The 12,396-nt window shown below is 64.2% G+C and carries 16 protein-coding genes; 14 read left to right on the forward strand and 2 right to left on the reverse strand.

Translation table 11 applies throughout. The features are described from left to right. Positions 1-27: 27 nt before the first annotated feature. From KI241_RS07555 to KI241_RS07570, 4 genes are all read left to right on the forward strand, one after another. Positions 28-819 carry a ParA family protein gene (locus KI241_RS07555; RefSeq protein ID WP_042729127.1) on the forward strand — a complete coding sequence of 264 codons (792 nt, stop codon included), beginning with the start codon at positions 28-30 and terminating at the stop codon, positions 817-819. A gap of 96 nt (positions 820-915) precedes the next feature. Next, complete coding sequence (locus KI241_RS07560; RefSeq protein WP_042729128.1) at positions 916-1,794, forward strand: CheW domain-containing protein; 879 nt, start codon at positions 916-918, stop codon at positions 1,792-1,794. 73 nt (positions 1,795-1,867) lie between these two features. After that, positions 1,868-2,353 carry a chemotaxis protein CheW gene (locus KI241_RS07565; RefSeq protein ID WP_024778681.1) on the forward strand — a complete coding sequence of 162 codons (486 nt, stop codon included), beginning with the start codon at positions 1,868-1,870 and terminating at the stop codon, positions 2,351-2,353. 1 nt (position 2,354) lies between these two features. Continuing rightward, on the forward strand, positions 2,355-2,750 hold the full coding sequence (locus KI241_RS07570; protein ID WP_042729129.1) for a DUF2802 domain-containing protein: 396 nt from the start codon (positions 2,355-2,357) through the stop codon (positions 2,748-2,750). Between the two features lie 141 nt (positions 2,751-2,891). Here the strand turns inward: KI241_RS07570 and KI241_RS07575 are convergent, their stop codons facing one another. Together KI241_RS07575 and KI241_RS07580 are read right to left on the reverse strand one after the other, a co-directional pair. Then, positions 2,892-3,221 (reverse strand): EscU/YscU/HrcU family type III secretion system export apparatus switch protein, encoded by a 330-nt coding sequence (locus tag KI241_RS07575; RefSeq protein ID WP_042729130.1) that lies wholly within the window; start codon positions 3,219-3,221, stop codon positions 2,892-2,894. Next, positions 3,218-4,789, reverse strand: coding sequence for a flagellar hook-length control protein FliK (locus KI241_RS07580; protein WP_212803521.1), 1,572 nt, complete (start codon positions 4,787-4,789; stop codon positions 3,218-3,220). Before KI241_RS07580 ends, KI241_RS07575 begins: the two co-directional genes overlap by 4 nt. 196 nt (positions 4,790-4,985) lie before the next feature. Between KI241_RS07580 and ccmA the strand changes: the two genes are divergently transcribed. The 10 genes from ccmA to KI241_RS07630 all read left to right on the forward strand — a co-directional run bounded on the left by ccmA (position 4,986) and on the right by KI241_RS07630 (position 12,391). Further along, complete coding sequence (gene ccmA, locus KI241_RS07585; protein WP_047737618.1) at positions 4,986-5,621, forward strand: cytochrome c biogenesis heme-transporting ATPase CcmA; 636 nt, start codon at positions 4,986-4,988, stop codon at positions 5,619-5,621. Next, complete coding sequence (gene ccmB / locus KI241_RS07590; protein ID WP_042729133.1) at positions 5,618-6,286, forward strand: heme exporter protein CcmB; 669 nt, start codon at positions 5,618-5,620, stop codon at positions 6,284-6,286. Before ccmA ends, ccmB begins: the two co-directional genes overlap by 4 nt. 94 nt (positions 6,287-6,380) lie before the next feature. Then, the gene (locus KI241_RS07595; protein WP_042729134.1) at positions 6,381-7,136 is read left to right on the forward strand and encodes a heme ABC transporter permease; all 756 of its coding nucleotides are present in this window, start codon (positions 6,381-6,383) and stop codon (positions 7,134-7,136) included. After that, entirely contained in the window at positions 7,133-7,309 is a 177-nt protein-coding gene (gene ccmD, locus KI241_RS07600) for a heme exporter protein CcmD (RefSeq protein ID WP_042729135.1), read from the forward strand. Before KI241_RS07595 ends, ccmD begins: the two co-directional genes overlap by 4 nt. Further along, positions 7,306-7,761, forward strand: coding sequence for a cytochrome c maturation protein CcmE (gene ccmE, locus KI241_RS07605; RefSeq protein ID WP_042729136.1), 456 nt, complete (start codon positions 7,306-7,308; stop codon positions 7,759-7,761). The genes ccmD and ccmE overlap by 4 nt, the downstream gene beginning before the upstream one ends. Before the next feature lie 3 nt (positions 7,762-7,764). Further along, positions 7,765-9,753, forward strand: a complete 1,989-nt coding sequence (locus KI241_RS07610) for a heme lyase CcmF/NrfE family subunit (protein ID WP_123578562.1) — start codon at positions 7,765-7,767, stop codon at positions 9,751-9,753. Then, positions 9,750-10,286: a DsbE family thiol:disulfide interchange protein gene (locus tag KI241_RS07615; RefSeq protein ID WP_053146500.1), complete on the forward strand. Its 537-nt coding sequence runs from the start codon at positions 9,750-9,752 to the stop codon at positions 10,284-10,286. The genes KI241_RS07610 and KI241_RS07615 overlap by 4 nt, the downstream gene beginning before the upstream one ends. Then, entirely contained in the window at positions 10,283-10,756 is a 474-nt protein-coding gene (locus tag KI241_RS07620; RefSeq protein WP_013973856.1) for a cytochrome c-type biogenesis protein, read from the forward strand. Before KI241_RS07615 ends, KI241_RS07620 begins: the two co-directional genes overlap by 4 nt. Further along, positions 10,749-11,969, forward strand: a complete 1,221-nt coding sequence (ccmI, locus tag KI241_RS07625; RefSeq protein ID WP_053146502.1) for a c-type cytochrome biogenesis protein CcmI — start codon at positions 10,749-10,751, stop codon at positions 11,967-11,969. Before KI241_RS07620 ends, ccmI begins: the two co-directional genes overlap by 8 nt. Before the next feature lie 14 nt (positions 11,970-11,983). Further along, a complete protein-coding gene (locus tag KI241_RS07630; RefSeq protein WP_042730425.1) occupies positions 11,984-12,391 on the forward strand; it encodes a hypothetical protein in 408 nt (135 codons plus the stop codon). The last annotated feature ends 5 nt before the right edge of the window (positions 12,392-12,396 follow it).

Here is a 12,396-nt window from a genome sequence, read left to right on the forward strand (position 1 = left end):
CTGTTTCGGCCGGGAGGAACGATCCGAATGAGAGTCTGGGCAGTCGCCAATCAAAAAGGTGGTGTGGGTAAAACCACATCTTCCATCGCTCTAGCTGGCTTGCTGGCCGAGGCGGGCAAGCGCGTGGTCATCGTCGACCTGGACCCCCATGGCTCGATGACCAGCTATTTCGGCTACGATCCCGATAGCCTGGAGCACAGCAACTTCGACCTGTTCCTGCACAAGGGCACCGTGCCCGAGGGCTTGCCGGGGCAGTTGCTGTTGTCCACCAGCCACGAAAGCATCTCGCTGTTGCCATCGAGCACCGCCCTGGCCACGCTGGAGCGCCAGTCGCCGGGCCAGAGTGGCCTGGGCCTGGTGATCGCCAAGAGTCTGGCGCAGCTGTGGCAGGATTTCGATTACGCCATCATCGACAGCCCGCCGTTGCTGGGCCTGTTGATGGTCAACGCCTTGGCCGCGAGCCAGCAATTGGTGATCCCGGTGCAAACCGAGCACCTGGCGGTCAAGGGCCTGGAGCGCATGGTCAATACGTTGGCGATGGTCAACCGCTCACGCAAGCAATCGCTGGCGTTCAACATCGTGCCGACCCTGTTCGACCGCCGTACCCAGGCGTCCCTGGGGACGCTGCGCGTTCTGCGGGACAAGTACCCGGATGACATCTGGCAAGGCTACATCCCCGTCGATACGCGCTTGCGGGACGCCAGCCGCGTCGGCGTGACCCCGTCGCAGTTCGATGGCAAGAGCCGCGGTGTGCTGGCTTACCGGGCGCTGCTCAAGCACTTGTTGGCCCAGCAACTCGTTTCGCAGCAGGTGGCTTAACGTGACGAGGTTTCCTACAGGCATTGCGCCGACTCGTGAGCGCTCAAGTCCTACAGCATTCATGCCGATAACCTTTTCAAGTGGCGGACTTTTCCAATGAACCGCCCGATAAAGACGACCTCGCGTCCCCAACTGGCCCTGCAGTCCTACCTGGACGGGCTGTTGCAGGAAGCGACCGAAGAATTACCACCGTCGCCGAGTGTGATCGAGGCGTTGCCCGAGCCCGAGCCTGTCGAAGCCGAAGGTGTGCTGGATGAGTTTCAAGCGGCCGTGCTCGAAGAGCAGGCTCGTGACGCCCGTACGTCGGTGGTTGCCGCAGCGGTCGAGGCACCGTTCGTCAAGCCGTCGCTGAAGGTCATGGACGCACCCGCGCCGATCCTTGCGCCGGTGTCGACGGTTGCACCGCTGTTGCAGGGGCTGGTGACGCCGGTGGTGGAAGTCCACCTGCCGCCGAGCAGCCCGCCGCCGCCGGAGCCGACCGATGACCGCCCGAGCTGGGCCGCCGAGCCGTTCGAGTGCCTGTTGTTCGATGTGGCCGGGTTGACCCTGGCGGTGCCGCTGGTGTGCCTGGGGTCGATCTACTCCCTGGCCGGGCAGGAATTGACGCCGTTGTTTGGCCAGCCGCAATGGTTCCTTGGGATCCTGCCGAGCCAGGCCGGTAACCTGAAGGTGCTCGATACCGCGCGCTGGGTGATGCCGGACCGTTATCGCGACGATTTTCGCCAGGGCCTGCAATACGTGATTTCGGTGCAGGGGTACGAGTGGGGATTGGCGGTTCACCAGGTCAGCCGTTCGCTGCGCCTGGATCCGAACGAGATCAAGTGGCGCAGCCATCGAGGGCAACGGCCATGGCTGGCCGGTACGGTGATCGAGCACATGTGCGCCTTGCTGGACGTTTCCGAGCTGGCAGAGCTGATCGCCAGCGGCGGGGCAAAACACCTGGATGGCAGCCTGCCGGTCCAGAAACCGAAATAACACAACCGGTGGCGCACAGCGTCGCTGGACAGAATACACGCCGCCACAAGGCGGTTTTTCGAGGGGTCAGGGTATGAATGATAAGGCGTCGTCTCTCAAGGGTTCCGAAGATCCGATTTTGCAATGGGTGACCTTCAAGCTCGATAACGAAACCTATGGCATCAACGTGATGCGGGTCCAGGAAGTGCTGCGCTATACCGAGATCGCTCCGGTTCCGGGTGCGCCAAGCTACGTGCTGGGGATCATCAACCTGCGCGGCAACGTGGTCACGGTGATCGACACCCGCCAGCGTTTCGGCCTGAATTCCACCGAGGTCAACGACAACACCCGTATCGTGATCATCGAGGCTGACAAGCAAGTGGTCGGTATCCTGGTCGACAGCGTGGCCGAAGTGGTTTACTTGCGTCAGTCGGAAATCGAAACCGCGCCTAACGTCGGTAACGAAGAGTCGGCCAAGTTCATCCAGGGCGTCTGCAACAAGAACAATGAGTTGCTAATCCTGGTCGAGCTGGAAAAAATGATGAGCGAAGAAGAGTGGTCGGAACTGGAGAGTATCTGATTTGATTCTTGAGGTAGCAGTCATTGTCCTGTTCCTGTTTTGGGCAGGCACGCTGGCAATGTTCGTGGCGTACATACGCGACCAGCGACAAGTTGCTGCTCAGCAGGCCCAAGGCGATGCGCTGCGTGACCAGCGCATCAAGGAGCTGGCCAAGCGCGTCGACGACTATCAGAACGGCACCGTGCGCATGGGCGAAGCGCTCCATGAGCTGCGGGCCGTGGTCGCGCCGTTGCCGGACAAACTCGCCCAGCTGGAGCAGCGTGACCCTTCCACCCTCTCGTTCGCCCAAGCCGCCCGCCTGGTAGGCATGGGTGCCAGCATCGACGAACTGACCCAAGCCTGCGGCCTGACCCAGGCCGAAGCGGAGTTGATGAGCAAGTTGCACAAGGGCGGCTGAGCCGTTCGGCGCCCAGCACCATCACCATGGCGAGGGCGATCGTTGCCGCAGGGCAGCGCAGCGGCCCTCGCTTTTTTGCGGCTGCTGCGCACTGGAGCGCCAGCCCGGCGGAGCGGGAGCAAGCTCCCTCGCCACGGTCGATCAGTAGTCGTCCCCGCGCTCCGTCACATCTTTCTCGAGGCTCGGCGCATTCGGGTCGTAGCCCTTGGGGAACTTGCCTTTCAGGTTCCAGGCGAACGCGATGATCTCGGCGATCGTGCGGTACAGCTCCTCCGGGATGCTGTCGCCCAGTTCCAGCCTGGCCAGCAGTTTCACCAATTCGGCATTTTCATAGATCGGTACTTCGCTGTCCCGGGCGATCCGCAGGATTTCCTCGGCCAGGGCTTCGTCGCCCTTGGCGGTGAGGGTCGGGGCGTGGTGGCCGTCGTATTTGAGGGCGATGGCCTGGCGCGGTTCGGTGTGGGTTGTCATGCGGTTTCATCCACCCAGCGTTGTTCGAGTCGGGTCTTGGGCCCTTGGGGCGGGATGCCGAGGTGGCAGTCCAGGTCGCTGACGTTCAAGCCGCAGTCCAGCAGGCGTTCACGCAAGGTCGCCAGGTTGCTCTCGATCAGGCTCGCGGTGTACGGCCGCTGCGCCCACAACTGGCTCGACAGGCTACCGCTGAGCAGTTGGGCCTGGACCTGCAAGGGGCCCAGCGGCTCCATGTCGAACGCCAGTTCGACCCGCCAGAGTTGCTGCTTCGGTTCACGTTCTTCCCGGCGCTCGTCAGGTTGTTCCCGAGGCGGGGTTTCCTCGCGCTGAAACTTGACCTGCAAGGGCACGATGTCCTGCAGGTTGCGCATGGGGATCTCCAGTTGCCAGGTGCTCATCAGCCTGCCGTCGGGGGTCAGCCCCGTTTGTTCCAGGCTCGACAGCTGATGGCTTTGCAGGCGCGACACGGCAGCGGCGGCCAGGCGCAGCAGGTGCTCGAGGTCGCCTTCGTCATCCTGCTCCTTCAGCAGCCGCGAGGGCAGGGGGAAATTGGTCGGTTGCGGCTTGGCGCTGACCTGGCCGAGCATCCCCAGGGCGCTGCGCACAAAGGTGGGCAAGGCCTGGGCCAAGGTGTTGGCGGCGATGATGGCGCCCAGGTTGGTGGAGGCGGGCAGCGACGGGGTCAGTTGGGCGATCAGCTTCAACAGGTCGCCTTTCATGTCTGCCGCCGGACCCAGCGCAGGCCCGGCAAGCAGTTTGCTTTCCAGGAACACCCCGCTGGCCACCATGGCCTGGGCCAGGCCTTTGGGCGTGCTCAATTGTTGGACATCCGGCAGGCCGGCCAACAGCCGCGTCACGGCTGCGCGCAGCTCGGCACCGGTGTCGTCAGTGGCCGGGAGGTTCTGCAAGGCGCTGATCAGGCTGTCCAGCGAGCCTTGGCGGCTCACTTGGGTGGCCAGTTGCTGGCTTACCGCCAGTTGCTCCTGGTGGTTGCTCAATGGCACGAACTTCAGGGTCTGGGCGTCTTGCACCTGGGCGCTCAACAATGTGCCGATGCGCAGCGGCTGCGAGCTGTCGATGTCGAGGGTGGCCCCTGCCTGGGCGGTGTTGAGCAGGCTCACCAACGACCGGTACACCACCGGCTGCCCCGGCAGTTGCGGCAGGGCCTGGCTGGTCAGCACCTTGCCTTGCAGCAGGGTCCCGACCGGCATTTGCGCGGTGTCGATGCGGGTCAGTGTGGCGACGCTGGAGGCGATGGCCTGTTGCACCGTCACGGCCAGGTTGGTGGCCGAGGGCTGGGTCACGGCCAGGCTGGTGCCCTGGGGCAGCGGCTGCATGCTGGTGGCCTGGACCGTGGTCTGGCGGCCGCTTTCCAGGGTGACCTTGAGCAATAGCTGGAATGTCTGGTCGGCCTGCTTGAGCGAAAGGACTTCGGCACTCGCCGTCTGGCCGGCACCGATCAGGCCCTCGACCGGCGTCAGCAGTTTGAGCAGCTCGCCACTGACCACGGGCGTACGCGTCGTCGCCGTGGGCTGAGGCAGCGGCTGAATGTTCATGTCACCTGTCATCAGCAGTCTTACCTTGGGAAAAAGCCCTCTTTCGCGCAGGGCACGACATGTATAATGCCGCCCGTCTTACAGGGAGTGGCGAAAACCTTGCAATTGTTTGACGCAGCTCTGTGGAACAGGCCGTCAATGCATCTATGCTGCATCTCTTTAACGGCCGCTGCACCGCCGACTTGAACCGTATAAGGCCCGCGATCCCTTGACCAGTCCTCTTTTGCAAACCGTCGGCCTCGCTTGTGAGCGAGACTTGCGGCTGCTGTTCGAACATCTCGAATTGAGACTCTCGCCCGGCGATATGGTGCAGGTCAGTGGCCCCAACGGCAGCGGCAAGACCAGCTTGCTGCGGCTGCTGGCCGGGTTGATGCAGCCCACCGCCGGCCAGGTGCTGCTCAATGGCCAGCCGTTGCAGAGCCAGCGCAGCGAACTGGCGCGCAACCTGCTCTGGATCGGCCATGCCGCCGGGATCAAGGATCTGCTCACCCCGGAAGAAAACCTCAGTTGGCTCTGCGCCTTGCATCGCCCGGCCGGACGCGAGGCGATCTGGCAGGCGTTGGCCACGGTGGGCTTGCGCGGTTTTGAAGACGTACCGTGTCACACCCTGTCCGCCGGCCAGCAGCGTCGCGTGGCCCTGGCCCGGCTGTATCTGGACAGCCCGCCGCTGTGGATCCTCGACGAACCCTTCACCGCCCTGGACAAGCAGGGCGTGGCGCAGCTCGAGGAACACCTGGCCGGACACTGCGAGCGCGGTGGCACGGTGCTGTTGACCACTCACCACACGCTGGCGCGGATGCCATCCGGTTATCGCAGCATTGACCTGGGGACCTGGGCGGTATGAGTGTGTTCGGTTTGTTGTTGGCCCGCGAGGCTCGGCTGTTGTTTCGTCGTCCGGCCGAATTGGCCAATCCGCTGGTGTTCTTCGCGATCGTGATTGCATTGTTCCCGTTGGCCGTCGGCCCGGAGACTCAATTGTTGCAAACCTTGTCGCCAGGACTGGTCTGGGTGGCGGCGCTTTTATCGGTCCTGCTCTCGCTGGACGGGCTTTTCCGCAGTGATTTCGAGGACGGTTCCCTCGAGCAGTGGGTCCTTTCGTCGCACCCCCTGGCCCTTCTGGTTTTGGCCAAGGTACTGGCACACTGGGTTTTTTCCGGGTTGGCGCTGGTGCTGCTCTCGCCGCTGCTGGCCATGATGCTTGGCTTGCCCAGCGCGTGCATGCCGGTGCTGCTGGTGTCGCTGCTGCTGGGTACGCCGGTGCTGAGCTTGCTCGGTGCGGTGGGCGCGGCGTTGACGGTGGGTTTGAAGCGCGGCGGCCTGCTGCTGGCATTGTTGATCCTGCCGCTGTATATCCCGGTGTTGATCCTCGGCAGTGGCGCCTTGCAGGCGGCTTTGCAGGGCATGCCGGCGACGGGTTATCTGCTGTGGCTTGGGAGCCTGACCGCCCTGGCGATAACCCTGACACCCTTTGCAATAGCCGCTGGCCTGAAGATCAGCGTCGGCGAATAATAATGAGGCCTGGTCAAAAACTGACCACTTCCCTGGAAGTCAAGGCCGCCCCGGCGGTTCGTGATGGCGAGCCGCAACCGTGATGGAAACAGCAATGAACTGGACCTGGTTTCACAAGCTCGGCTCACCCAAGTGGTTCTATGGCATCAGCGGCAGGCTGCTGCCCTGGCTGAGCATCGCCGCTCTGCTGCTGATCGGTTCCGGCATCGTCTGGGGCCTGGCCTTCGCCCCGCCGGATTACCAGCAGGGCAACAGCTTCCGCATCATCTACATTCATGTGCCCACGGCGATGCTGGCCCAGTCCGTCTACGTGATGCTGGCGGTGTGCGGGGTGGTCGGGCTGGTGTGGAAGATGAAGCTGGCCGACGTGGCCCTGCAATGCGCGGCGCCCATCGGCGCCTGGATGACCGCCGTTGCGCTGGTCACCGGTGCCATCTGGGGCAAGCCGACCTGGGGTTCATGGTGGGTCTGGGATGCCCGACTGACGTCGATGCTGATCCTGCTGTTCCTGTACTTCGGTCTTATTGCGCTGGGCAACGCCATCAGCAATCGTGACAGCGCCGCCAAGGCGTGCGCGGTGCTGGCGATCGTCGGCGTGATCAACATCCCGATCATCAAGTACTCGGTGGAGTGGTGGAACACCCTGCACCAGGGCGCGACGTTCACCCTCACCGAAAAGCCGGCGATGCCGGTGGAAATGTGGCTGCCGCTGCTGCTGACGGTGCTGGGGTTCTATTGTTTCTTCGGCGCGGTGCTGCTGCTGCGCATGCGCCTCGAAGTGCTCAAGCGCGAAGCCCGCGCCAGTTGGGTGAAGGCCGAAGTACAGAACAGCCTGGAGGCCGCTCGATGAGTTTCGCTTCATTCGGCGATTTCCTCGCCATGGGCCATCATGGCCTGTATGTCTGGTCAGCCTATGGCATTTGCCTGGCGGTACTGGCCCTCAACGTGGCGGTGCCGATCCTGGCCCGCAAGCGGTATCTGCAACAGGAGGCGCGTCGTCTGCGCCGGGAGAACGGTCAGTGAATCCGCTGCGCAAAAAACGTCTTGTCATCATTCTGGCGATCCTGGTGGGTGTCGGTGCCGCGGTCGGCCTGGCGCTCAGTGCCTTGCAGCAGAACATCAACCTGTTCTACACCCCGACCCAGATTGCCAACGGCGAAGCGCCCCATGACACACGCATCCGCGCCGGTGGCATGGTGGAAAAGGGGTCGCTGGTGCGTTCCGGGGATTCGCTGGACGTGACCTTCAACGTCACTGATTTCAACAAGACCGTCACCATCACCTATCGCGGCATCCTCCCGGATCTGTTCCGCGAGGGGCAGGGCATCGTCGCCCTGGGCAAGCTCAACGCCAGTGGCGTGGTGGTGGCCGATGAAGTGCTGGCCAAGCACGATGAAAAATACATGCCGCCGGAAGTGACCAAGGCCCTGAAAGACAGCGGTCAGTCGGCGCCTGCTCCCGTGAAGGAGGGCTGATCGATGAGCACCGGTATCTTTATTCCCGAGTTGGGCCACCTGGCGATGATCCTGGCCCTCTGCTTTGCCCTAGTGCAGGCCGTGGTGCCGTTGCTCGGTGCCTGGCGCGGCGACCGCCTGTGGATGAGCCTGGCCCAGCCGGCGGCGTGGGGCCAGTTCGCCTTCATGGTGTTCGCCTTCGGTTGCCTGACCTACGCCTTCATGACCGACGATTTTTCCGTGGCCTACGTCGCCAGCAACTCCAACAGCGCGTTGCCCTGGTATTACAAGTTCAGTGCGGTGTGGGGTGCCCATGAAGGTTCGCTGCTGCTCTGGGCATTGATCCTGGCCGGCTGGACCTTCGCCGTCTCGGTGTTCTCCCGGCAGTTGCCCCAGGTGATGCTGGCCCGGGTACTGGCGGTGATGGGCATGATCAGTACCGGCTTCCTGCTGTTCCTGATCGTCACCTCCAACCCGTTCGAGCGCATCCTGCCGCAGATGCCCAGCGATGGCCGCGACCTCAATCCGCTGTTGCAAGACATCGGCCTGATCGTGCACCCACCCATGCTGTACATGGGGTACGTCGGCTTCTCCGTGGCCTTCGCCTTCGCCATCGCGGCCTTGCTCGGCGGACGCCTGGATGCCGCCTGGGCTCGCTGGTCGCGGCCCTGGACCATTGTCGCCTGGGCCTTCCTCGGCATCGGCATCACCCTCGGTTCGTGGTGGGCCTACTACGAACTCGGCTGGGGCGGCTGGTGGTTCTGGGATCCTGTGGAAAACGCCTCGTTCATGCCCTGGCTGGTGGGCACGGCACTGATCCATTCCCTGGCCGTCACGGAAAAACGTGGCGTGTTCAAGAGCTGGACCGTGCTGCTGGCCATCGCGGCGTTTTCCCTGAGCCTGCTCGGGACGTTTCTGGTGCGCTCCGGTGTCCTGACTTCGGTGCATGCCTTCGCCTCGGACCCTGAGCGCGGCGTGTTCATCCTGATGTTCCTGTTGTGCGTGGTCGGCGGTTCGCTGACGTTGTTCGCCCTGCGCGCGCCGGTGGTGAAAAGCCAGGTGGGCTTCAACCTCTGGTCGCGGGAAACCCTGTTGCTGGGCAACAACCTGGTGCTGGTGGTGGCCGCGTCGATGATCCTGCTGGGGACGCTGTACCCGCTGGTGCTCGATGCGTTGTCCGGGGCCAAGCTGTCGGTCGGTCCGCCGTACTTCAACGCCTTGTTCATCCCGCTGATGGGGATCCTGATGGTGGTGATGGCCATCGGCGTACTGGTGCGCTGGAAAGACACGCCGGTCAAGTGGTTGCTGGGCATGCTGACGCCGGTGCTGCTGGGCACGGCGGCCCTGGCCGTGGTGGCCGGGGTGGCCTATGGCGACTTCAACTGGGCGGTGCTGGCCACTTTCGTGCTGGCGGCCTGGGTGCTGCTGGCCGGTGTCCGAGACATTCTCGACAAGACCCGCCACAAAGGCCTGGTCAAGGGCCTGCCAACCCTGACCCGCAGCTACTGGGGCATGCAGATCGCCCACCTGGGCATCGCCGTCTGCGCCCTGGGCGTGGTGCTGTCCAGCCAGAACAGCGCCGAGCGCGACCTGCGCCTGGCCCCGGGAGAGTCCATGGAGCTGGCCGGGTATCAGTTCGTGTTCGAGGGCGCCAAGCATTTCGAAGGCCCGAACTTCACCTCCGACAAAGGCACCGTGCGGGTCATTCGCGACGGCCGGGAAGTGACGGTCCTGCACCCGGAAAAACGCCTGTACACCGTGCAGAACTCGGTGATGACCGAGGCCGGCATCGATGCCGGTTTCACCCGCGACCTGTATGTGGCACTGGGTGAATCCCTGGGCGATGGCGCCTGGGCCGTGCGGGTGCACGTCAAGCCGTTCGTGCGCTGGATCTGGTTCGGTGGCCTGCTCACCGGTCTTGGCGGGGTCCTGGCGGCGCTGGATCGGCGTTATCGGGTCAAGGTGAAAACCCGGGTGCGCGAAGCCCTGGGCGTGACGGGAGCCACTGCATGAGACGTTGGATGATGGTGTTGCCGCTGGCGCTGTTCCTGGTGGTGGCGGTGTTTCTGTACCGGGGGCTTTACCTGAACCCGGCCGAGCTGCCCTCGGCGATGATCGGCAAGCCGTTCCCGGAGTTTTCCCTGCCGTCGGTGCAGGGTGACAAGACCCTGACCCGCGCCGACCTGCTGGGCAAGCCGGCGCTGGTCAATGTGTGGGGCACCTGGTGCATCTCTTGCCGGGTCGAGCACCCGGTGCTGAACAAACTGGCGCAGAACGGCGTGGTGATCTACGGCGTCAATTACAAGGACGTCAACGCCGACGCGCTGAAATGGCTCGCCGAGTTCCATAACCCTTACCAGTTGGATATTCGCGACGAGGAGGGTTCCCTGGGCCTGAACCTGGGGGTCTATGGGGCGCCGGAAACCTTCTTCATCGACGCCAAGGGCATCATCCGCGACAAGTTTGTCGGGGTGATCGACGAACAGGTCTGGCGCGAGAAGTTGGCCGCCAAATACCAGGCACTGGTTGACGAGGCCAAGCCATGAGGCGCTGGCTGGCAGCCGCCATGCTCGGGTTGAGCCTGGTGGGGGTGGCCCACGCCGCCATCGACACGTACGAATTCGCCAACGAGGGCGAGCGCGAGCGGTTTCGCGAGCTGACCAAGGAACTGCGCTGCCCCAAGTGCCAGAACCAGGACATCGCCGACTCCAACGCACCGATTGCCGCTGACCTGCGCAAGGAAATCTTCCGCATGCTCGGCGAGGGCAAGGACAACCAGCAGATCATCGACTTCATGGTGGACCGCTACGGTGAGTTCGTGCGCTACAACCCCGCCTTGTCCTCCAAGACCGCGCTGCTCTGGTTCGGCCCCGCCGGGCTGTTGCTCGGTGGCTTCGTGGTCATCGCCGTGATCGTTCGCCGCCGTCGGGTGCAGCGTACGGCCGCCCCGGACACGCTTTCCGTCGAAGAGCGCCAGCGCCTCGACCAACTGTTGGATACAACCAAGCATGATTGATTTCTGGCTCGCCGCAGGTCTGCTGCTCCTGATTGCCCTGAGTTTTCTGTTGATTCCTGTGTTGCGTGGTCGCCGTGCCCAGCGCGAAGAGGACCGTACCGCGCTCAACGTGGCGCTGTACCAGGAGCGCGTCGCTCAACTGCAGGCCGAGCGGGAGGAGGGCGTGCTCAACGCCGCGCAGTTGGACACCGGCCGCGCCGAAGCCGCCCGTGAGCTGCTGGCCGACACCGAGGGCGCCGATGCGCCGCGCGAGTCGCGCCTGGGCAAGCCCTTGCCGTTGCTCGCCGCCGTGCTGGTACCGTTGCTGGGCTTGGGGCTGTACCTGCATTTCGGTGCCAGCGACAAGGTCGAACTGACCCGTGAGTTCGCCCAGGCGCCGCAGTCGATGGAAGAAATGACCCAACGCCTGGAGCGGGCGGTGGCGGCGCAACCGGACAACGCCGAGGGCCTGTATTTCCTTGGCCGTACGTACATGGCCCAGGATCGGCCCGCGGATGCAGCGAAGATCTTCCAGCGCACCGTGGCGGTGGCGGGCCGCCAACCCGAACTGCTGGGCCAGTGGGCCCAGGCGCAGTACTTCGCCGACGGCAAGAAATGGTCGGACCAGGTCCAGGCCCTGACCGACGAAGCGCTGAAGCTCGATCCCAAGGAGGTCACCAGCCTCGGCCTGCTGGGCATCGCCGCGTTCGAGGGCGAACGTTACCAGGACGCGATCGATTACTGGAGCCGCCTGTTGGTGGAGCTACCGGAGGGTGACAAGTCCCGCGAGGCGTTGCAGGGCGGTATCGCCCGCGCCACCGAGAAGCTTCAGGCCGCTGGCGGCCAGGTTGCGCCGGCCCAGGCTCAGACCCAGGCACCTGCCGCCAAGGCGGCCGCCGTGCTCAAGGTGCGTGTCGAGCTGGCGCCGGCGCTCAAGGCCAAGGTGCAGCCAGGCGACAGCGTGTTCATCTTCGCCCGCGCCGCGTCCGGCCCGCCGGCCCCGCTGGCGGCCAAGCGCCTGACCGTCGCCGACCTGCCGGTGACCGTAGAGCTGGGGGATGCGGACGCGATGATGCCGCAGCTGAAACTGTCGAACTTCCCTGAAGTCCAACTGGTGGCGCGGATCTCCCGTGCCGGTCAACCCACCGCCGGTGAATGGATCGGCCGCAGCCAACCCCTGGCGAGCAGCACCACCGCGTCGCAGCACCTGACCATCGACAGCCCGGACCAATAACAGGAATTCGCACCATGACCGCCATCGCTCGCATCACCTTGCTCACGCTCGTCCTGGGCCTGAGCGCTTGTGCGGTCCAGCGTCCGCCGGAGCCTTCGACGCCACTGCCGCCGATTCCGCCGTCGACCCCGACCACCAAGCCTGGCCCGTCCACGCCGCCGGGCAAACCGGCCACCCCGAGCAAACCGGCCAAGCCTGTACCACGCACCTCCGCCAGCTTCGCCCCGCCGCCGGGCGGCAACAGCCATTGGGATGCCAAGCTGGGGGTGTATGTGCTGGATAACCAGACCAACACCTTCTATCGCCAACGCACCTACTACCGCTGGAACAACGGCTGGAGCCGCTCCGTCAGCCCGAACGGCCCGTGGGAAGACACCACCATCGAAGGCGTGCCGGCGGGGTTGGGGCGGCAGTTTCACTAATCGCT

This window comes from Pseudomonas sp. Cab53 (assembly GCF_018325965.1).
GTDB classification, from domain to species: domain Bacteria; phylum Pseudomonadota; class Gammaproteobacteria; order Pseudomonadales; family Pseudomonadaceae; genus Aquipseudomonas; species Aquipseudomonas chlororaphis_E.

Bases quoted from the DNA above. Each gene is read 5' to 3' on its own strand.
- KI241_RS07555 (WP_042729127.1), top strand. From the start codon at position 28: ATGAGAGTCTGGGCAGTCGCCAATCAAAAAGGTGGTGTGGGTAAAACC.
- KI241_RS07560 (WP_042729128.1), top strand. From the start codon at position 916: ATGAACCGCCCGATAAAGACGACCTCGCGTCCCCAACTGGCCCTGCAG.
- KI241_RS07565 (WP_024778681.1), top strand. From the start codon at position 1,868: ATGAATGATAAGGCGTCGTCTCTCAAGGGTTCCGAAGATCCGATTTTG.
- KI241_RS07575 (WP_042729130.1), bottom strand. From the start codon at position 3,221: ATGACAACCCACACCGAACCGCGCCAGGCCATCGCCCTCAAATACGAC.
- KI241_RS07580 (WP_212803521.1), bottom strand. From the start codon at position 4,789: ATGACAGGTGACATGAACATTCAGCCGCTGCCTCAGCCCACGGCGACG.
- ccmB (WP_042729133.1), top strand. From the start codon at position 5,618: ATGAGTGTGTTCGGTTTGTTGTTGGCCCGCGAGGCTCGGCTGTTGTTT.
- KI241_RS07595 (WP_042729134.1), top strand. From the start codon at position 6,381: ATGAACTGGACCTGGTTTCACAAGCTCGGCTCACCCAAGTGGTTCTAT.
- ccmD (WP_042729135.1), top strand. From the start codon at position 7,133: ATGAGTTTCGCTTCATTCGGCGATTTCCTCGCCATGGGCCATCATGGC.
- KI241_RS07610 (WP_123578562.1), top strand. From the start codon at position 7,765: ATGAGCACCGGTATCTTTATTCCCGAGTTGGGCCACCTGGCGATGATC.
- KI241_RS07615 (WP_053146500.1), top strand. From the start codon at position 9,750: ATGAGACGTTGGATGATGGTGTTGCCGCTGGCGCTGTTCCTGGTGGTG.
- KI241_RS07620 (WP_013973856.1), top strand. From the start codon at position 10,283: ATGAGGCGCTGGCTGGCAGCCGCCATGCTCGGGTTGAGCCTGGTGGGG.
- ccmI (WP_053146502.1), top strand. From the start codon at position 10,749: ATGATTGATTTCTGGCTCGCCGCAGGTCTGCTGCTCCTGATTGCCCTG.
- KI241_RS07630 (WP_042730425.1), top strand. From the start codon at position 11,984: ATGACCGCCATCGCTCGCATCACCTTGCTCACGCTCGTCCTGGGCCTG.